Below are 18,956 nucleotides of genomic sequence, written 5' to 3' on the forward strand. Positions count from 1 at the left end.
CATGGGCGTGGCGGCGGGCCGCTAACTCGTCAGCCGGCGTGACTCCGGCGAGATCATGGGCAGCAGCAGCCGTGCCGTCGTGCCCACGCCGGGCGTGGACTCCACCTGGATTTGACCGCCCAACGCGAAGGTCACCAGGTTGCGCACGATGTACAGCCCCGGCTCGCTGCGCTGGGCGCCGAAGCGGGTCGAGAAGAAGGGGTCGAACACCCGCCCCAGCACGCCCGGCGGCATGCCGATGCCGTGGTCCTGCACGGTGATCACGAGCTGGTCCGTGCCCTGAGGGCGCACCCTCAGGTGCACCTGCCCGCCCGTCTCGCGGTAGGCATGCTTGACCGCGTTCTGGATCAGCGTCGTCAGCACCTTGGCCAGCGCGCCACGGAAGCTCAGCAGGTGCAGGTCGTCGCCGACATCGAGCTCGCAGCCCACCTGGTGAGCCTCCAGCGACGGCGCCAAGCCCGCCACCACCTCGTGCAGCAGCTCCAGCAGCGAGAAGCTGCGCCGCTGGTCGCCGAAGTTATCGGCCGTGGACTGCAGAAAGGAGTCGACGATGGACAGCGCGCGCTGCAGGTTGGACAGCAACAGGCCCACGCTCTCCTCGCTGACGCGCAGGTGCTTGTCCAGGTCGCTGCGCCGCAGCTGGCCGGCCTGCGCCAGGCCACCCAGTTGCGCCACGTCGTCCTGCAGCGTGCAGGCCGAGATCAGCGCATTGCCCAGCGGCGAACTCAGCTCCTGCGCAATGCCGGCGATGGTGCGGCCCACCGAGGCCAGCTTGTCGCGCTGGAACAGCTCGATCTGCGAGCGCGCAAAGCTCTCGGAGGCCAGCTTGAGCGCCAGCTGCGTGCGCACACGCGCCTTGACCACCACGTCGACGAAGGGCTTGGGGATGTAGTCCACCGCGCCATGCGCGAAGCCCTCGGCCTCGTCGTCGGCGCTGCCCTGCACGGTGACAAAGATGACCGGCACGCCGCGCGTGCGCGGGTCGGCCTTGAGGCGGTCGCACACCTCGTAGCCGCTCATTTCCGGCATCAGCACGTCCAGCAGGATCAGGTCAGGCAGTTGCTGTGCGCAGAACGCCAGCGCCTCAGCGCCGCTGGTGGCCATGGACACTTCGCAGTCATCCACCAGCAGCTGGTACAGCGCGTGGATGTTGCTGGGCTGGTCATCGACGACAAGGATCAACGGCATGGCTGGTCAGGATAACCGCAGCGTCAGCTGCCGCACGGCGACACGGGCCTGGGCTTTCCCCAGGGCGCCCGAGGCCCGCCTGCCACGCCTCGGCCCCCGGCGGCTGCGGATAATCGACCTGCACCCTTTCACCCTCCATGCTCACGCGACACCTCACGCTCGGCCTGCTCCTGGTGGCCTTCATGGCCCTGCTGGCCCTGCTGGCGCTGCTGCTGGGCCTGCGCGGCAGCGGCGCTCTCGACGCCGACCTTGACGCCGCGCTCGCGCTGAACCTGCTGCTGCTGCCGCTGCCGCCGCTGGGACTGGCGGCCCTGTGGCGCCGCCCGCGCGCACCCGAAGCCCCCCTCCCGCCCGCCACGGCATCGCAGGCCGCCGCCGAGGTCAAGGCGCGCTTCATCGCCCAGATCAGCCACGAGATCCGCACGCCCATGAACGCCATCATGGGCATGACGCAGCTCGCGCTGCAGACGGCGCTCAGCCCCGAGCAGCGCAGCCTGCTGACCAAGGCCGATGCGGCCTCGCGCACGCTGCTCGGCCTTGTCAACGACGTACTGGACGTCTCGCGCATCGAGGCCGGGCTGATGGTCATCGAGTCCCACCCGCTGCGGCTGGAGGACGTGGTAACCCAGGCCGTCGAGCTGGTGCGGCCGCTGCATGCCGACCCGGGCGTCACGCTGGCCTGCGAGTGGGATGACCCCTCGCTGCTGGCCACGCGCGGCCAGTTGCGCGGGGATGCGCTGCGGCTGCAGCAGGTGCTGGTGAACCTGCTGTCCAACGCGCTGAAGTTCACGCCGGCAGGCCTGGTGACGCTGCGCCTGGCCGCCGCCGAGACCGATGGCCAGGGCCGCGTGCCGCTGACCCTCACCGTGCAGGACAGTGGCGTGGGCCTGAGTGCCGAGCAGATCACCGCGCTGGCCCGCGCCTTCGGCGACGGCGAGGCCGCGGTGCCGCGACGCCTGGGCGGTGCCGGCATGGGCCTGGCCATCACACGCCGCCTCGTCGAGCTCATGGGCGGCCGCCTGGCCGTGCACAGTGACCCCGGCACCGGCAGCCGCTTCGATATTCACCTCGCCCTGCCGCTGGACATGACTGCGCTGCCGGTGCCGTCGATCAAGCCCTGCCGGCTGCTGCTGGCCGACACCGCCGCCGCCAGCCGGGCCGCCACACGCGCCCTGCTGGGCCACCTCGGGCTGGGCGAGGGCCTGGGCGTGGCGGCCGACGTGACGGCCGCGCTCACGCTGCTGGCCGAGGGCCGCGAGGCCGGCCAGCCCTTCGACTGGCTGCTGCTGGGCGCCGACCTGCCCGGCCCCGGCCCCACCGGCGCCGACCTGCTGGCCCGGCTCCGCCGTGACCACCCGGCGCTGCGCATCGCCGTGCTGGCCCGGCCCGGCGCCGACGAGACCGCCGCCCAGGCCCGCGCCTTCGGCGCTCGGGCGCTGTGCGCGCAGCCGCTGCTGCCCGGCGAGCTGCGGCGGCTGCTCGCCAGCACCGGCGCCGACAAGCCCGCCGCCGCCACGCTGGACGGGCAATCGCTTTCGGCGCTGCAGGTGCTGCTGGTGGAGGACCACCCCGTCAACCAGGAGATCGCGCTGCGCCTGCTGGGCAGCCGGGGCGCCCGAGTCGAGCTGGCCGCCAATGGCCAGGAGGCGCTGGACAAGCTCATCGAGGCCGGCCCCGACGCCTACGACCTCGTGCTGATGGACCTGCAGATGCCCGTGCTCGACGGCCTGACCGCGACGCGCCGCCTGCGCGAGCTGCCCGGCTTCGAGACCCTGCCTATACTGGCCATGACGGCCCATGCGCTGCCCGACGAGCGCGCCCGCTGCCTGGCCGCCGGCATGCAGGGCCATATCGCCAAGCCGCTGGACGTGACGCGCCTCGTGCGCGAACTGCAGCGCTACCGGCGCCTTGCGACACCCGCCGTGCTGGACACCGCGGCCGGGCTGCGCCATTTCGACGGCCAGGCCGGGCTGTACCGGCGCACGCTGCAAGGCTTCGTCCAGCAGTACGAGCCAGGCCTGGCCGGCTGGCCGACCTGGCTGCAGGCCGGCGACTGGCCCGACCTGCGCCGCGCCGCGCACACGCTGCAAGGCCTGGCGGCCACGCTGGGCGCCCGGCCGCTGCACCGCGTCGCGCTGGCGCTGGAGCGCAGCGCCGCCGCCGGTGACGCCACGCTGGCCGGCGCGCAGCTGCCCGATGTCGAGGCCGCGCTGGCAGCGCTGCTGCAGCAGGCGCAGGCCTTCCTGGCCCAGCCGGTCCCGGCGGCCGCCGACGTGCCGCCTACACCGGGCGACCTGGCCGAGCTGCAGCAGCTGCTGACGCAGAGCGATGCACGCGCGCTGGACTGGTGGGCCGCCCACGGTGCCGACAGCGGCTTGGCCCCGGCCGCCGCCGCCGACGTGGCGCGGGCCCTCGATGCGCTGGACTTCGACGCCGCGCTGCAGGCCGTGCAGACCACGCAGGAGCTGGCCCGGTGAGCAGCCCCGCCGCCCTGCCGCTACTGACGGGCCTGGCCGCCGCACTGGCGCTGGTGGCCTTGCTGCTGGGATGGCGCCTGCGCCGGCTGCAGCAGACCCTGGCCCAGGCCCGCGAGCAGGCCGATGCGGGCCGGGCCGAGCTGCTGCGCTCGCAGGCCGATGCCGAGGCCGCGTCGCGCGCCAAGTCCGACTTCCTCGCCAACATCGGCCACGAGATCCGTACCCCGATGAACACCGTGCTGGGCCAGACCCACCTGCTGCTGGCCGGGCGGCTGCAGGCAGCCCAGCGCGCCCAGCTTCAGGAGGTGGCCCAGGCCGGCGAGTCGCTGGTCCAGCTCATCGACAGCCTGCTGGACTATGTCGACCTCGACGCCGGCCGCATGCCGCTGGCCGCCGAGCCCTTGCGGCTGGAGCAGTTGCTGGCCGACGCCTTCGACGCCGTGCGCCCCGCCGCGCAGGCCAAGCAGCTGGAGTTGCTGTGCGAGATCGCCGCGCCCGAACTGCTCGGCGCGGCGGGCGCGCGCCGTGGCGATGCCGCGCGGCTGACGCAGCTGCTCACCGAGCTGCTGGTGAACGCGGTCAAGTTCACGCCGGCCGGCCAAGTGCAGCTGACAGCTGGGCTGGGTGGCGATGGTGCCTGGCTGCTGCGCGTGCGCGACAGCGGGCTTGGCATGCCGCCCGAGCAGCTGGCGCGGCTGTTCACGCCCTTCGCACAGGCCGAGGCCGGCGCCACGCGGCGCTTCGGTGGCGTGGGCCTGGGGCTGGCCATCTGCCGCTCGCTGACGCAGCGCATGGGCGGCACGCTCATGGCCACCAGCACGCCGGGCCGCGGCAGCAGCTTCGAGCTGCGCCTGCCGCTGCCGCCCTGCCCCGAGCTGCCCTTGCCGGCCGTGCCGCAGCCCCGCAGCGTGCTGCTGGTGCAGGCCCCGCACAGCGCCGGCCACGACAGCCTGCTGGGCCTGCTCAAGGCGCTGGCGCCAGGCGCCCACGTGGAGGTGCTGCCGCAGGGCCGGTTAGGCCTGAGCCGGCTGGCCGCCACGCCGGCCAGCCAACCGCACGACCTGCTGCTGGTGGACTGGGTGCTGCCCGACATGGAAGGCAGCGAGCTGCTGCGGCGTCTGGCCGAAGCTGGGCCGCCGCGCGCGCAGCGCATTGTGCTGCTCAGCGCCTTCGACACGCCGGTGCTGCGCGAACGGGCAATGCGCCAGGGCGCGCATGCGCTGGTACCCAAGCCCCTGCTGCCCCACATGCTGCGCCACCTGCTGGCGCTGGACAGCCCGCTGCCCACCCTGCAGGCCTCGCCGCTGCTGGTCACCGAGGACAGCGGCCCGGCCACCGACACCGCCACGCTGATCAGCGAGCTCGACACCCTGCTGGGCGACGCCGATGCACAGGCCGTCGCCCTGTGGGAGCAGCACAGCTCCGCCTTCATGGACACCCTGCCCGGCCCGCAGGCCAAGGCGCTGGCTGGGGCCATGCAGCGGTTCGACTTCGACGAAGCCCAGGCCGCACTGCGCGGCAAGAACACCCCATGACCCTGCAGGACGCTCCCGCCCCGGCCCAGCAATCCACGGTGCTGGTGGTCGACGACACGCCAGCCAACCTGACGCTGCTGGCCCAGGTGCTCAAGCCGGACTACCGCGTGCTCCTGGCCGTCAACGGCGCCAAGGCGCTGGAGATCTGCCGGCGCCAGGCGCCCGACCTCATCGTGCTCGACATCATGATGCCCGGCATGGACGGCTACGAGGTTTGCCGCCAGCTCAAGGCCGACCCCGACACGCGGCGCGTGCCCGTCATTTTCCTGACCGCCCTGGCTCGACCCGAGGACGAGACCGCCGGCTTCGACGCGGGCGGCGCCGACTTCATCCACAAGCCCTTCAACCCCGCCACCGTGCTGGCGCGCGTGCGCACCCACCTGCAGCTCAAGCTCGCCGAGGACCACTTGCTGCGCCACAACCACCAGCTCAGCGGAGAGCTGGAGGCCCGCCGCCTCGAGGTGGAGCGGCTGCGCGACACGACGCTGTTCGTCATGGTGGGCCTGGCCGAGTTCCGCGACGCCGACACCGGCAACCACATCCAGCGCACGCAGGAGTACGTGCGCACGCTGGCGCGCTGGATCGCCGACCAGCCGGGCGCGCCAGCAGAGCTGACCGACGAGGCCATCGACGAGCTGGCCAAAGCCGCGCCGCTACACGACATCGGCAAGGTCGCCATCCCCGACGGCATCCTGCTCAAGCCCGGCAAGCTGTCGGCCGACGAATGGCGCGTCATGAAGACGCATGCCGAGCAAGGCGCCGACCTGCTGCAGCGCGCCATCGACCGCCTGGGCGACGACGCCGGCCTCATGCTGACCTTCGGCAAGCAGATCGCCCGCCACCACCACGAGAAATGGGACGGCAGCGGCTACCCGGACGGGCTGGCCGCCGAGGCCATCCCGCTGGCCGCGCGATTGATGGCGGTGGCCGACGTGTACGACGCGCTGATCAGCGTGCGGCCGTACAAGCGTCCCATGAGCCACGACGAGGCACTCGCCTTCATCCGCGATGGCAGCGGCAGCCACTTCGACCCGCGAGTGGTGCAGGCGCTGAACGCCTGCGAGGACGCGGTCAAGGCCATCGCGGCGCGCTGGGCCGACTGAGGCCGGCCCGGGCGGCGCTGGCCCGATAATCCGCGCCCCATGCAGACCGGCCCCATCCTCAACATCTCCTGCTACCTGTTCGTCTCGCTGGCGGACACTGCCGCGCTGCGCGATCGCCTGCACGCGCACGCCGAGCACCTGAGCCTCAAGGGCACGGTGCTGATCGCCGAGGAAGGCATCAACCTCTTCCTCGCCGGCCCGGCCGAGGCCGTCAACGCCTGGGTGGACGCGCTGCGCACCGACAACCGCTTCGCCGCGCTGACACCCAAGGAGAGCTGGAGCGCGACCCAGCCCTTCCAGCGCCTGAAGGTCAAGGTCAAACGGGAGATCATCCGCATGAACCGCCCCACGGTGCGCCCCGACCAGGCGCCACGCGCGCCCGCGCTACCGCCGGCCACGCTGGCGCGCTGGCTTGGCCAGGGCCATGACGACGACGGCCGCGAGGTCGTCCTGCTGGACACGCGCAACGGCTTCGAGGTGGATGTCGGCGCATTCGACGGCGCCATCGACTGGCGGCTGCACAAGTTCAGCGACTTCCCCGAGGCGCTGGCCGCCCACCGCGACGAACTGGCCGGCAAGACCGTCGTGAGCTATTGCACCGGCGGCATCCGCTGCGAGAAGGCCGCCATGGTGCTGGAGGCCGAGGGCCTGACGGCCTGGCAGCTGGACGGCGGCATCCTGAAGTATTTCGAGGACACCGGCGGCCCGCACTACCACGGCGGCTGCTTCGTGTTTGACGAGCGCGAGTCGCTGGCCCCGGACCTGCAGCCCGTCGCGCCGGCGCCGGGCGGCGATGCCGGCTGAGATGGGTCGGCTAGGCGACGTCGCGCTGCGGGCCGCTGGCATCCTGCTGATGCTGGCGGCGCTGCTCGTTGCCGCCAGCAAGGCGCCGGACCGCTCGCTGGAGAGCCTGGTGCCACGCTGGGCGCCGCCGCCGTCGGACTTCGTCGACCTGGACGGCCTGCTCGTGCATGTGCGCGACCAGGGCCCCAGCAGCGACCCGCTGCCGCTGGTGCTCATCCACGGCACCGGCGCCAGCCTGCACACCTGGGAGGGCTGGGCCACCGAGCTGGCGCGCACGCGGCGCGTCATCAGCTTTGACCTGCCCGGCTTCGGCCTGACCGGCCCCAGCGTCGACGGCGACTACAGCGATGCGCGTTATGTGGCCTTCACCCGCCAGCTGCTGGCGCGGCTGGGCGTGGGACGAGCCATCGTCGCCGGCAACTCGCTGGGCGGCGCCATCGCCTGGCAGCTGGCGCTGGCCGACCCTGAGCGCGTGGCCGGCCTGGTGCTGGTGGACGCCGCCGGCCATGAGGTCGTGCCCGAGTCCGTGCCGCTGGGCTTTCGCCTCGCGCAACTGCCCGTGCTGCGCGAGGGCATGCGCTGGGTGCTGCCGCGCCGCGCCGTCGAGAGCAGCGTGGTGAACGTCTACGGCGAGCCGGCGCGCGTGCGCGGCGAAACGGTGGACCGCTACTACGAGCTGACGCTGCGCGAGGGCAACCGCGCCGCGCTGATGCAGCGCATGGACCAGCTCACGCTCGGGCCCGTGGCCCGGCTGCCTGAGATCCGCGTGCCTACGCTCATCCTGTGGGGCGAGCGCGACCGCCTGATCCCGCCGCGCTGGGGCCAGGCCTTCCAGCAGGCCATTCCCGGCAGCCGGCTCGTCAGCTTCCCCGACCTGGGCCATGTGCCGCAGGAAGAAAACCCGGCTGCTACGCTTGCGGCCTTGCGCGACTGGCTACCCAGCGTCGCCCACTGAACACCGTCCCACCCAAAAGGTCAGACATGAAGAAGCCCTCCTTGATCGCCCTCACGCTGCTGGCCGCCAGCAGCCTCGCCACCGCCCAGGCGCCGGAATGGAAGAAGCTGCGTATCGGCGTCGAGGGCGCCTACCCGCCGTTCTCAGAGATCGGCGCCGACGGCAAGCTCAAGGGCTTCGAGATCGAGCTGGTCCAGGCCTACTGCGCGGAGATGAAGGCCCAGTGCACGCTGGTACAGCAGGAGTTCGACGGCCTGATCCCGGCGCTGCAGTCGCGCAAGGTGGACGCCATCTTCGCCAGCGTCTCCATCACGGCGGAGCGCCAGAAGGTCATCGCCTTCTCCAAGCCCTACTACAACACGCCGGCCCGCCTGGTGGCCAAGGCGGGCGCCAAGCTGGAGCCTACGGCCGCCGGCCTGAAGGGCAAGAAGATCGGCGTGCAGCGCGGCACCACGCATGAGACCTACGCAGCAGCCACCTTCAAGCAGAGCGAGATCGTGCGCTACGCGACGCAAGACCAGGTGTTCCTGGACCTCAAGAGCGGCCGCATCGACGCCACGCTGATGGACTCCCCTGCGGCCGATTTCGGCTTCCTGAAGAAGCCGGAGGGCAAGGGCTTCGCCTTCGTCGGCGGCCCCATCACGGACGACCAGATCTTTGGCCAGGGCACGGGTGTGGGCATGCGTCGCGCCGACGAGGCCACGCTGGGCAAGAAATTCAACGCCGCCATCGACGCGCTGCAGGCTAACGGCACCTTCAAGAAGCTGGCCGACAAGTACTTCGATTACGACATCGCCCCCGCCCGCAAGTGATGCTGCACGGCTTCCTCCCCAGCCTGCTGGAGGGTGCGACGGTCACGCTGTCGGTGGCGCTGGCCTCGTTGGCCGTGGCCGCACTGCTGGGCCTGGCCGGCTCGCTGGCCAAGCTGTCGCACTCGCGGGTGGCCCGCGGCGTGGCCGGCGTCTACACCACGCTGATCCGCGGCGTGCCCGACCTGGTGCTGATGCTGCTGGTGTTCTACGGTGGCCAGCTGGGCATCAACACGCTGGCGCCGATGCTGGGCCATGAGGACTACATCGACATCGACCCCTTCGTGGCCGGCGTGCTGACCATCGGCTTCATCTTCGGTGCCTACCTGACCGAGGTCTTCCGCGGCGCCTTTCTGGCTGTGCCGCCGGGCCAGCGCGAGGCCGGCCTGGCTTATGGCATGAGCCCGCGCCAGGTGCTGCTGCGCATCACGCTGCCGCAGATGCTGCGCCATGCGCTGCCGGCGCTGTCCAACAACTGGCTGGTGCTCATCAAGAGCACGGCCATCGTGTCCGTCATCGGCCTGTCGGACCTGATGACGCGCGGCCAGCAGGCCGCCGGCACCACGCGCGAGCCGTTCAGCTTCTACCTCGCTGTGGCCGTCATCTACCTTGCCTTCACCAGCGTGTCGGAGCTGGTCTTTGCCTGGGCCAACAAGCGCCTGGCCATCGGCGCGCGAAAGGGTGAGCTGTGAACTTCGACGCCATCGTCGAGAACCTGCCGATGTATGTCGACGGCCTCGGCATCACGCTGAAGCTGCTGCTTCTGTCCCTGGCCTGCGGCCTGCTGATCGCCGTGCCGCTGGCGCTGGTACGCACCGTGTCCAAGGGACTGGCGTCGCGCCTGGTCTGGGCCTACACCTACGTGTTCCGCGGCACGCCCATGCTGGTGCAGTTGTTCCTGTGCTACTACGGCCTGGCGCAGTTCGACGCCGTGCGCGACAGCGCCCTGTGGCCGTGGCTGTCCTCGGCCACCTTCTGCGCCTGGCTGACCTTCACGCTGAACACGGCCGCGTACACGACCGAGATCATCGCCGGCAGCATCCGCGCGCTGCCGGCCGGCGAGATCGAGGCCGCCAAGGCGCTGGGCATGGGCCGCAGTCTGATGCTGCGCCGCATCGTGCTGCCCGCTGCGCTGCGCCGGGCGCTGCCGGCGTACGGCAACGAGGCCATCTTCATGCTCCACGGCACCTCGCTGGCCAGCGTCGTCACGCTGCTGGACCTCACTGGCGCTGCCCGCGCCGTGAACGCCAAGTACTACCTGCCCTTTGAGGCCTTCATCACCGCCGGCGTCTTCTATTTCGTGCTGACGCTCAGCCTGGTCGGGCTGTTCCGCTGGGCCGAAAACCGCTGGCTCAAACCCATGATGAGCCGCTAGGCCATGAAGCCCCCACGTTCCTTCCAGTCACTGCCCCCCGAGGGGGCGCGTCAGCGCCTTCGGGCGGCCGTGCGCCGCTGACCATGCAACTCGTTCGCCACCCTCTCCTCTCCCCCGCCCCCGGCACCCAGCGCGAGCTGGTCTCGCTGCACTACGGCACCGATGCCCATGCCAGCGGCGGCCAGAAGGCCTACATCCAGGCCTCGCTGCACGGCGACGAGCTTCCCGGCATGCTGGTGGCCCATCACCTGCGCCTGCAGCTGGACGCGCTGGAGGCCGCCGGCCAGATCACCGGCGAAGTCGTCCTCGTACCGATGGCCAACCCCATCGGCCTCTCCCAGTTCCTGCTGCATGCGCACCTGGGCCGCTTCGAGCTGATGTCGGGCGAGAACTTCAACCGCCACTACCCCGACCAGATCGCCGCCGTGGCAGCCACCGTCGAGCCGCAGCTGGGCCCCGACCCCGCCGTCAACGTCGCACTGCTGCGCCGTGCGCTGAAGGCGGCCGTGCTGGCCTCGCCGGTGGACACCGAGCTGCAGTCGCTGCGCCGCACGCTGATGGGCCTGTCCTGCGACGCCGACATCGTGCTGGACCTGCATTGCGACGCGCAGGCCGTCATGCACCTCTACACCGAGACGCCCTGCTGGCCCGACTGCGAGCCGCTGGCGCGCTTCCTCGGCTCGCGGCTCGCGCTGCTGGCGCAAGACTCCGGTGACAACCCGTTCGACGAGGCCTGCTCGCAGGTCTGGTGGAAGTGGAAGGCGCATTTCGGCGATCGCTTCCCCATCCCGCAGGCCTGCCTGTCCGTCACCGTGGAGCTGCGCGGCGCCTGCGATGTGACGCACGAGCTGGCCGCCGCCGACGCGAAGAACATCGTCGACTTCCTGCGTTGGCGTGGCCTGATCGCCGGCGACAAGCCAGCGCTGCCCGCGCCGCAAGGCGACGCCCGCCCGCTGGCCGGCAGCATGCCCATCAAATCGCCCGTCGCAGGCGTGCTGACCTTCTTGCAGCCGGTGGGCGCGGAGGTGAAGGCCGGTGACGTGCTGGCCCATGTCATCGACCCCATTACGGCCCAGGTGACCGAGCTGACCAGCCCCGTCAACGGCCTGTTCTTCGCGCGCGACTTCCTGCGCTTCGCCAACGCCGGCATGCGCGTGGCCAAGGTGGCCGGCAAAGAAGCGCTGCGCACCGGCAAGCTGCTGGGGGCCTGACATGAGCATGCAACTCCAGGCCACCAATATCCACAAGCGCTTCGGCGAGCGCGAGGTGCTCAAGGGCATCTCGCTGAGCGCCGCCCGCGGCGACGTCGTAACGCTAATCGGCTCGTCGGGCTCGGGAAAGAGCACCTTCCTGCGCTGCCTGAACCTGCTGGAGCAACCACACGAGGGCGAGCTGGCTCTGGGCGGCGAGGCGCTGAAGCTGGTGCGCGACCGCGACGGCAGTCTGAAGGCCGCCGACGCGACACAGTTGCAGCGCTGGCGCGCGCGCCTGGCGATGGTGTTCCAGAACTTCAACCTCTGGGCCCACATGACAGTGCTGGAGAACGTCATCGAGGCACCCATCCATGTGCTGGGCAAACCCAAGGCGGAGGCTGTCGAGCGCGCGCAGGCGCTGCTGACGCGCGTGGGCGTTGCGCACCGTGCCAACGTCTACCCGGCCCAGCTGTCCGGCGGTGAGCAGCAGCGCGTAGCCATTGCCCGCGCGCTGGCCGTGGACCCGGAGGTCATGCTGTTCGACGAACCCACCTCGGCGCTGGACCCGGAGCTGGTGGGCGAGGTGCTGAAGGTGATGCGCGACCTCGCCGCCGAGGGTCGCACGATGATCGTCGTGACGCACGAGATGGGCTTTGCGCGCGAGGTGTCCAACCACTGCCTGTTCCTGCACCAGGGCAAGGTCGAGGAAGCCGGAAACCCCAAGGAGATGCTGCTGCGCCCGCAGTCGGAGCGACTGCAGCAGTTCCTCAGCGGCGGGCTGAAGTAAGCATGCATCGCGGCCTGGCGCGGCTGCTGTGGCGGGCGCTGGCGCTGCTGAGCGTGCTGCTGGGGCTGATCGGCATCGTGCTGCCGGGGCTGCCCACCGTGCCCTTCCTGCTGCTGGCGGCCTGGGCCGGCGGCAAGGGCTGGCCGGCGCTGGAAACCTGGCTGCTGAACCATCCGCGCCATGGCCCGGCCATCCGCCGCTGGCGCGAGCGTGGCGCGGTGCCGCGCCGTGCTAAGTGGGCGGCGACCGGCATGATGACGCTCAGCGCCTCGCTACTGGCGCTGTCGGCCGCTCCACTCGCCGTCAAGCTCGGCACGCCCGCCGTGATGGCGGCCGTGGCGATCTGGCTGTGGCGCCGGCCCGAGCACTGAGAAGGTGCTTGCCGTGCGGTGACGGCCGGCACCGTCAGGGGCGTGGTTTGCTGCCAGCCGAAGCCTGCGGGTCGTCCGCATAGACTGACTCGCGAAAGATCTGGTTCAGCCTAGCGTCGCCCGGCGGAAAAAACTGCGTGAACAGCACCGCTGCGATGTCATGCCGGGGGTCGACCCAGAACAGCGTGTTGGCCGCACCGTCCCAGAAAAACTCGCCCTGCGCGCCGGACACATCGCCCGCGTGGCGCGGTGGCCCGACGCGCACGCCGACGTTGATGCCGAAGCCGACGTTGCCCTTGCTGGGCAGCCAGGAGCGGTCGCTCAGCTCGGCTGGCAGCACGTCGGTCGCCATCAGCTGAACCGTCTGCGCTTTCAGCACGCGCGCGCCATTGGGCGCCACGCCGCCATCCAGCAGCATGCGGGCGAAACGCATGTAGTCGTCCAGCGTCGACACGAGGCCGAAGGTGCCCGTCTTGAGCGCCCAGTCGGTGTCGTTGTAGGCATGCGCCTCGGCGTCCGGGATGCGCCTGAGGCTGCCATCGGGCTGGCGCGAATACGTGGCCGCGAAACGCGGCCGGTCGGCCGCATCAGGCGCCACGTGGAAGCGCGTGCTGGCCATCCCCATGGGCTTGAACAGATGCTCGCGCAGATAGTCCTCGAAGCGCTGGCCGGACAAGGTCTCGACGAGACGGGCCTGCACATTCATCGCGCGGTCGTAAGTCCAGCGCCGGCCGGGGTGGTCCACCAGCGGCGCCGACGCGATGCGGGCCACCAGCTCCGCCAGGGTCGACTGGAACCCGGTGCCAGCGTAGTGCTGCTCATAGAAACGTGCCATCGCGGGCGGCAGGCCAAAGCTGGGCGCAAAGCCGGCAGTGTTGCGACCCAGGTCGCGGATGGTGATGGCGCGCGCCGCCGCTTCGGTCAGCGGCTGGCCGTCGACGCCCTCTCCCACCCAGACGCGCGGGTTCGCGAACTCGGGCAGGTACTTCGCCACCGGATCATCGAGCTGGAAGCGGCCCTGCTCGTACAGCTGCATCAGCGCCACGCCGGTGACAGGCTTGGTCATCGAGTAGATCTGCATCAACGCGTCGCGCGACATCGCGCGGCCGGCCTCGCGGTCCGACTGGCCAAAGGCGCCGAAGTAGGCCTCGCGGCCCCTCTCGTAGACCAGCGCCGCGACGCCCACCAGCTCGCCCCGCTGCACGAGGCCGCGAAGGGCCTCGTCGACGCGGGCCGGCTTGACCAACGGCTCGGCAATGGCCGCGGTGGCCAGCAGCACCAGCCCGACAGCAGTCACCCAAGGGCGCACGCTCATGCGACCGACTCCAGCAGGCCGCGATCCTTCAGCATGGGCTCGACGATCGGGTCGCGCCCGCGGAAGGCGCGGAAGGCCGCGCCGGGCTCGACGCTGTTGCCGGCAGACAGGATGCACTCGCGCAGCCGCGCCGCCACGGCGGGGTCGAACACATCACCCGCCTCGACGAAGGCGTCGAAGGCGTCGCAGTCCAGCACCTCGGCCCACAGGTAGACGTAGTAGCCGGCCGCATAGCCGGCGCTGCTGAACAGGTGCTGGAAGTGCGTGAGCCGGTGGTTCATGCCCACCTCGGCCGGCAGACCCCAGCGGGCCAGCGTGTCGCGCTCAAAGGCGACGACATCGGCTGGAGGTTCGGGCAGCGCGTGGGCGGCCATGTCGACGATGGCGCTGGCTGTGTAGCGCAGGGTCTCGTAGCCCTGGCCGAACTGCCGCGCAGCCTGCAGCTTGGCCAGCAGCGCATCAGGCAGCGGTTCGTCGGTCTGCCAGTGGCGCGCGAACTTCTTCAGCACCTGCGGCTCGGCCATCCAGTGCTCGTACAGCTGCGACGGCAGCTCGACGAAGTCGCGCAGCACCTGCGTGCCGGCCAGGCGCTCGTGCTGGACGTCACTCAGCAGCCCGTGCAGGCCATGCCCGAACTCGTGGAATAGCGTGCGCACGTCGTCGAAGCTGAGCAGCGTGGGCTCCCCCACCGCACCACGCGCGAAGTTGTTGTTGTTCAGGATGATGGGCGTGTGGCCCAGCGCCCGGCTCTGGTTGCGCAGCGCGTTCATCCAGGCGCCACTGCGCTTGGGCGGCCGGGCGTAGTTGTCCTGCAGGAACAGACCGCGCAGCGTGCCGTCGGCGTTCAGCACCTCGTAGGCGCGCACATCGACGTGGTAGCCGGCGATGTCCGGCCGGGGCTTGAACTGCAGGCCAAACAGGCGGCTCGCGCAGTCAAACATCGCGGCCACCATGCGATCCAGCGAGAAGTAGGGCTTGACCTCGGCCTCGTCCAGCTCGAAGCGGGCGCGCCTGGCCTGCTCGGCATAGAAGCGCCAGTCCCACGGCTCTAACGCATGCGTGGCGCCGGCAGCCGTCATCGCGCCCAGCACGGCCTCGCGCTCCCGTGCCTGCGCGGCAAGGGCCGGCTGCCAGACGCGCTGCAGCAGGTCCATCACGGCGGCCTGGCTGCGGGCCATGGTGTCCTCTAGCGCGAAGTCGGCGTAGCAAGCGTTGCCATGCAGCCGTGCCTGCTCGGCGCGCAGCGCGAGGATCTCCTGGCAGATGGCGCGGTTGTCGGTCGCACCCGTGTCGTCACCGCGGCCCACCCAGGCGCGCCAGGCCCGCTCGCGCAGGTCACGCCGAGCGCTGAAGCTCAGGAAGGGAAGAATGAGCGAGCGCGACAGCGTGATCACATGCACGCCCTCGCCCAGCCCGCGGTCCTGCGCCGCCTGACGCGCTGCTGCCCGCACGAAGGCCGGCAGCCCGGCTAGCTCGGCCTCGCTGCTCAGGCGCAGCTGGTAGCCGCTTTCGTCCGCCAGCACGTTCTGCGCGAAACGCGTGTTGAGCTCGGCCAGCCGCGCCATCACGGCGGCATAGCGCGCCCGTGCGTCGGGCGCCAGGCAGGCCCCGGCCCGCGTGAAGTCCAGGTGCACGCGCTCCAGCAGGCGGCGCTGCTCGGGCGTCAGGCCCAGGCGGTCACGCTGCTGGAACAGCGCATCCACACGCCGGAACAGGCCCTGGTGCATGTAGGTGGCACTGTGGTGCTGCGCCAGCGGCGCCGCCATGGCGCGCTGCGCGGCCTGCAGCTCCGGCGAGGTGGCCGATGCGGCCAGCGTGTAGAACAGCGCCTGCAGGCTGGCCAGTTGGCGGCCGCTGGCGTCGAACGCGGCCAGCGTGTTGGCGAAGTCGGGCGGCTGCGGACAGGCGGCGATCGCATCGATCTCGGCGCGGTGCGCGGCCAGGGCGACGTCGAACGCAGGCTGGAAATGCTCGGGCCGGATGTCGGCGAAAGGCGGCATGCCATGCGGCGCGTGCCAGGGCTGCAGCAAGGGGTTGGCGGTGCTCATGCGGGGATCTCCCGGGTCTGAAAAGCAAAACAGGCCGCTCCCGGGTCGGGAGGCGGCCTGTGCAAGATGTCAGCGCGAGGCGGGAATCACTTGCCCGCAGCGGCGGCTTTCTCCTTGCGGATGGCCTTCTCGTCGGCTTCGTCGTAAGGCTTGTTCTGGCATTCGGCCTTCCACTTGTCCAGCGCGTCGAAGTGCTTCTCCGTGCGCTCTTCCATGGCCTTGAACTGCGCGTCCAGACCGTCCACCTTGGCGGCGAAGTCCTTGCGGCGTGCGCCCTGCTCGCCATCGGCCGCCTTGATCTTCTCGAACATGCCGTTGAAGGCGTTCACACGCGTCTGGTAGGCCTCGTTGCGGGCCTTGAGCTCGTCCTTGGACAGCTTGGAAGCCTCGGCGGTCAGCGCGGCGTGCATGTCCAGGATGCCCTGCTTCTCCGTCTTGACGCCTTCGATCAGCTTGCCGAGCTCCGCCTCACCGGCTTCCACCGTCAGCTTCTCGGCCTTGAGCTTCTCGGCGTTGGACTTGTAGGACGCCTGCTCGACCTTGATGGCCTCGGCTTCCTTATTGTTGTCGTCCTGCTGGTTGATGCAGGCGCGCAGCTCGTCGCGCGACATCAGCTTGACCTTCGGCTTTTCGACCACCGGGTTGCTGACCTTGTTGTTCTTCGGGTCGACCTTGGCCTTGGGGTTGTTGGTGATCTGCGCCTGGGCAGAGACAGCCAGGACCAGGGCCAACGGAAGAAGAATGCGTTTCATGAAGAGGGCGCAACCGGGTTGCGAAGGTTCCAAACGGGAAGCGGCAATGATGCCATGAGGCTTCGCCGCGATAATGCCCGGCTGCCCTTTCGTTACCACCTTGTACACGGCGCCTGCCGCCGCCGCCCCGCATGGCGCTCAAAGCCACCATCTACAAAGCCCAGCTGCAGATCGCCGACATGGACCGCCATGTCTACGGCGACCACAACCTCACCCTCGCCTGCCACCCCAGCGAGACCGAGGAGCGGCTGATGATCCGCGTGCTGGCCTTCGCGCTGAACGTGCCGGCCGACGACCTGCGCGGCCGGCTGGAGTTCACCAAGGGCCTGTCCGACGTGGACGAACCCGACCTCTGGCAGCTGGACCTGACCGGTGACGTCGTGCACTGGATCGACCTGGGCCAGCCCGACGACCGCCGGCTGATGAAGGCCCATGGCCGCAGCGAGCGGGTGTCGGTCTACAGCTTCGCGTCCAGTACTGAGGTGTGGTGGCGCAACCTCGAGAACAAGCTGACGCGCACGCCCAGGCTGGCCGTCTGGCAGGTGCCGGCCGAGCAGTCGCAGGCGCTGGCCAAGCTGGCCGCGCGCAGCATGCAGCTGCAGATCAGTATCCAGGACGGCAGCGTCTACGTGTCCACGACCGACGCGTCGGTCGAGATCCATCCCGTCGCGCTGAAGACGCCCACCGAATAACCGCCTACACGAAGAAGACCGACATCATGTCCACCATCCTGCAATCCGTTCCCGTCGGCCAGAAGGTCGGCATCGCCTTCTCCGGCGGCCTCGACACGTCCGCCGCGCTGCACTGGATGAAGCTCAAGGGCGCCCTGCCCTACGCCTACACGGCCAACCTGGGCCAGCCCGACGAGCCCGACTACGACGAGATCCCGCGCAAGGCCATGCTGTACGGCGCCGAGAAGGCCGTGCTGGTGGACTGCCGCGCGCAGCTGGTCGCTGAAGGGCTGGCCGCGCTGCAGGCCGGCGCCTTCCACATCAGCACTGCGGGCGTCACCTACTTCAACACCACGCCCATCGGCCGCGCCGTGACCGGCACGATGCTGGTGGCCGCGATGAAGGCCGACGGCGTCAACATCTGGGGCGACGGCTCGACCTTCAAGGGCAACGACATCGAGCGCTTCTACCGCTACGGCCTGCTGACCAACCCGTCGCTGAAGATCTACAAGCCCTGGCTGGACCAGACCTTCATCGACGAGCTGGGCGGCCGCAGCGAGATGTCGGCCTTCATGACGGAGAAGGGCTTCGCCTACAAGATGAGCGCCGAGAAGGCGTACTCGACCGACTCCAACATGCTGGGCGCCACGCACGAGGCGAAGGACCTGGAGCACCTGAACAGCGGCATCCGCATCGTCAACCCCATCATGGGCGTGGCGTTCTGGCGTGACGACGTGGTCGTCAAGGCCGAAGAGGTGTCGGTGCGCTTCGAGGAAGGCGTGCCTGTCGCGCTGAACGGCGTCGAGTACCGCGATCCCGTCGCGCTGCTGGCCGAGGCCAACAAGATCGGCGGCCGCCACGGCCTGGGCATGAGCGACCAGATCGAGAACCGCATCATCGAGGCCAAGAGCCGCGGCATCTACGAGGCCCCGGGCCTGGCGCTGCTGCACATCGCCTACGAGCGCCTCGTCACCGGCATCCACAACGAAGACACCATCGAGCAGTACCGCGACAACGGCCGCAAGCTGGGCCGCCTGCTGTACCAGGGCCGCTGGTTCGACCCGCAGGCCATCATGCTGCGCGAAGCCGCCCAGCGCTGGATCGCCCGCGCCGTGACCGGCGAGGTGGCCCTCGAACTGCGCCGCGGCAACGACTACTCGCTGCTGGACACCAAGAGCCCCAACCTGACCTACGCGCCCGAGCGCCTGTCGATGGAAAAGGTCGAGGACGCGCCCTTCAGCCCGGCCGACCGCATCGGCCAGCTGACCATGCGCAACCTCGACATCACCGACACGCGCGGCAAGCTGGGCATCTACACCAGCACCGGCCTGCTGGCCGGTGGTGGGCTGCCGCAGATCGAGGGCTGAGAGGCTGAGAGTTTTCCCCGCCGCCGCACTTGGCATGCCTCTGGCTAGCCAAGTGGCATGAGTCAGACCAAGCACCAAGACAGCGCGAGCGCGGGGCTGTTCGAAGACCTGGCGCCACTGAATGAACAAGCCGAACAAGCAGCCGCTGCGGCGGCGCAGGCGCGAGCCAGCGCGCTGCGCAGCCAGCCCGCCCGGCTGCTGCGCCC

At 70.3% G+C, this 18,956-nt stretch carries 17 protein-coding genes; 13 read left to right on the forward strand and 4 right to left on the reverse strand.

From position 1 onward, the window contains the following. Positions 1 to 21: 21 nt before the first annotated feature. Positions 22 to 1,188, reverse strand: a complete 1,167-nt coding sequence (locus ACG0Z3_RS18340; protein ID WP_394400107.1) for a sensor histidine kinase — start codon at positions 1,186 to 1,188, stop codon at positions 22 to 24. Positions 1,189 to 1,325: 137 nt separating this feature from the next. Between ACG0Z3_RS18340 and ACG0Z3_RS18345 the strand changes: the two genes are divergently transcribed. From ACG0Z3_RS18345 to ACG0Z3_RS18395, 11 genes are all read left to right on the forward strand, one after another. Further along, entirely contained in the window at positions 1,326 to 3,665 is a 2,340-nt protein-coding gene (locus ACG0Z3_RS18345) for a hybrid sensor histidine kinase/response regulator (RefSeq protein ID WP_394400109.1), read from the forward strand. Next, positions 3,662 to 5,200: a hybrid sensor histidine kinase/response regulator gene (locus ACG0Z3_RS18350; protein ID WP_394400111.1), complete on the forward strand. Its 1,539-nt coding sequence runs from the start codon at positions 3,662 to 3,664 to the stop codon at positions 5,198 to 5,200. Before ACG0Z3_RS18345 ends, ACG0Z3_RS18350 begins: the two co-directional genes overlap by 4 nt. Further along, positions 5,197 to 6,303: an HD domain-containing phosphohydrolase gene (locus ACG0Z3_RS18355; RefSeq protein ID WP_394400113.1), complete on the forward strand. Its 1,107-nt coding sequence runs from the start codon at positions 5,197 to 5,199 to the stop codon at positions 6,301 to 6,303. Before ACG0Z3_RS18350 ends, ACG0Z3_RS18355 begins: the two co-directional genes overlap by 4 nt. 39 nt (positions 6,304 to 6,342) lie before the next feature. Then, complete coding sequence (locus ACG0Z3_RS18360; RefSeq protein ID WP_394400115.1) at positions 6,343 to 7,107, forward strand: sulfurtransferase; 765 nt, start codon at positions 6,343 to 6,345, stop codon at positions 7,105 to 7,107. Then, entirely contained in the window at positions 7,097 to 8,062 is a 966-nt protein-coding gene (locus ACG0Z3_RS18365) for an alpha/beta fold hydrolase (RefSeq protein ID WP_394400117.1), read from the forward strand. Before ACG0Z3_RS18360 ends, ACG0Z3_RS18365 begins: the two co-directional genes overlap by 11 nt. 26 nt (positions 8,063 to 8,088) lie before the next feature. Next, the gene (locus ACG0Z3_RS18370) at positions 8,089 to 8,874 is read left to right on the forward strand and encodes an ABC transporter substrate-binding protein (protein WP_394400119.1); all 786 of its coding nucleotides are present in this window, start codon (positions 8,089 to 8,091) and stop codon (positions 8,872 to 8,874) included. Then, positions 8,871 to 9,563, forward strand: a complete 693-nt coding sequence (locus tag ACG0Z3_RS18375) for an ABC transporter permease (protein ID WP_394400121.1) — start codon at positions 8,871 to 8,873, stop codon at positions 9,561 to 9,563. Before ACG0Z3_RS18370 ends, ACG0Z3_RS18375 begins: the two co-directional genes overlap by 4 nt. Continuing rightward, the gene (locus tag ACG0Z3_RS18380) at positions 9,560 to 10,246 is read left to right on the forward strand and encodes an ABC transporter permease (protein WP_394400123.1); all 687 of its coding nucleotides are present in this window, start codon (positions 9,560 to 9,562) and stop codon (positions 10,244 to 10,246) included. The genes ACG0Z3_RS18375 and ACG0Z3_RS18380 overlap by 4 nt, the downstream gene beginning before the upstream one ends. Before the next feature lie 83 nt (positions 10,247 to 10,329). Continuing rightward, on the forward strand, positions 10,330 to 11,457 hold the full coding sequence (locus ACG0Z3_RS18385; RefSeq protein ID WP_394400125.1) for a succinylglutamate desuccinylase/aspartoacylase family protein: 1,128 nt from the start codon (positions 10,330 to 10,332) through the stop codon (positions 11,455 to 11,457). Between the two features lies 1 nt (position 11,458). Then, complete coding sequence (locus ACG0Z3_RS18390; RefSeq protein WP_474101534.1) at positions 11,459 to 12,226, forward strand: ABC transporter ATP-binding protein; 768 nt, start codon at positions 11,459 to 11,461, stop codon at positions 12,224 to 12,226. 2 nt (positions 12,227 to 12,228) lie between these two features. Then, positions 12,229 to 12,597: a YbaN family protein gene (locus ACG0Z3_RS18395; protein ID WP_394400127.1), complete on the forward strand. Its 369-nt coding sequence runs from the start codon at positions 12,229 to 12,231 to the stop codon at positions 12,595 to 12,597. A 34-nt stretch (positions 12,598 to 12,631) separates the two neighbouring features. Here the strand turns inward: ACG0Z3_RS18395 and ACG0Z3_RS18400 are convergent, their stop codons facing one another. The 3 genes from ACG0Z3_RS18400 to ACG0Z3_RS18410 all read right to left on the reverse strand — a co-directional run bounded on the left by ACG0Z3_RS18400 (position 12,632) and on the right by ACG0Z3_RS18410 (position 16,712). Beyond that, entirely contained in the window at positions 12,632 to 13,912 is a 1,281-nt protein-coding gene (locus ACG0Z3_RS18400; RefSeq protein ID WP_394400129.1) for a serine hydrolase domain-containing protein, read from the reverse strand. Then, the gene (locus tag ACG0Z3_RS18405; protein ID WP_394400131.1) at positions 13,909 to 15,960 is read right to left on the reverse strand and encodes a M3 family metallopeptidase; all 2,052 of its coding nucleotides are present in this window, start codon (positions 15,958 to 15,960) and stop codon (positions 13,909 to 13,911) included. Before ACG0Z3_RS18405 ends, ACG0Z3_RS18400 begins: the two co-directional genes overlap by 4 nt. An 86-nt stretch (positions 15,961 to 16,046) precedes the next feature. Then, positions 16,047 to 16,712, reverse strand: a complete 666-nt coding sequence (locus ACG0Z3_RS18410; RefSeq protein WP_394400133.1) for a hypothetical protein — start codon at positions 16,710 to 16,712, stop codon at positions 16,047 to 16,049. Positions 16,713 to 16,843: 131 nt separating this feature from the next. On the opposite strand from ACG0Z3_RS18410, the gene ACG0Z3_RS18415 reads away from it, so the two are divergent. Together ACG0Z3_RS18415 and argG are read left to right on the forward strand one after the other, a co-directional pair. Then, entirely contained in the window at positions 16,844 to 17,404 is a 561-nt protein-coding gene (locus ACG0Z3_RS18415) for a YaeQ family protein (protein WP_394400135.1), read from the forward strand. A gap of 26 nt (positions 17,405 to 17,430) precedes the next feature. Further along, positions 17,431 to 18,750 (forward strand): argininosuccinate synthase, encoded by a 1,320-nt coding sequence (gene argG / locus ACG0Z3_RS18420; RefSeq protein ID WP_394400137.1) that lies wholly within the window; start codon positions 17,431 to 17,433, stop codon positions 18,748 to 18,750. Positions 18,751 to 18,956: the final 206 nt, after the last annotated feature.

Source organism: Pelomonas margarita, assembly GCF_043555875.1.
In the GTDB taxonomy this organism is placed as follows: Bacteria; Pseudomonadota; Gammaproteobacteria; order Burkholderiales; family Burkholderiaceae_C; genus Pelomonas; species Pelomonas margarita.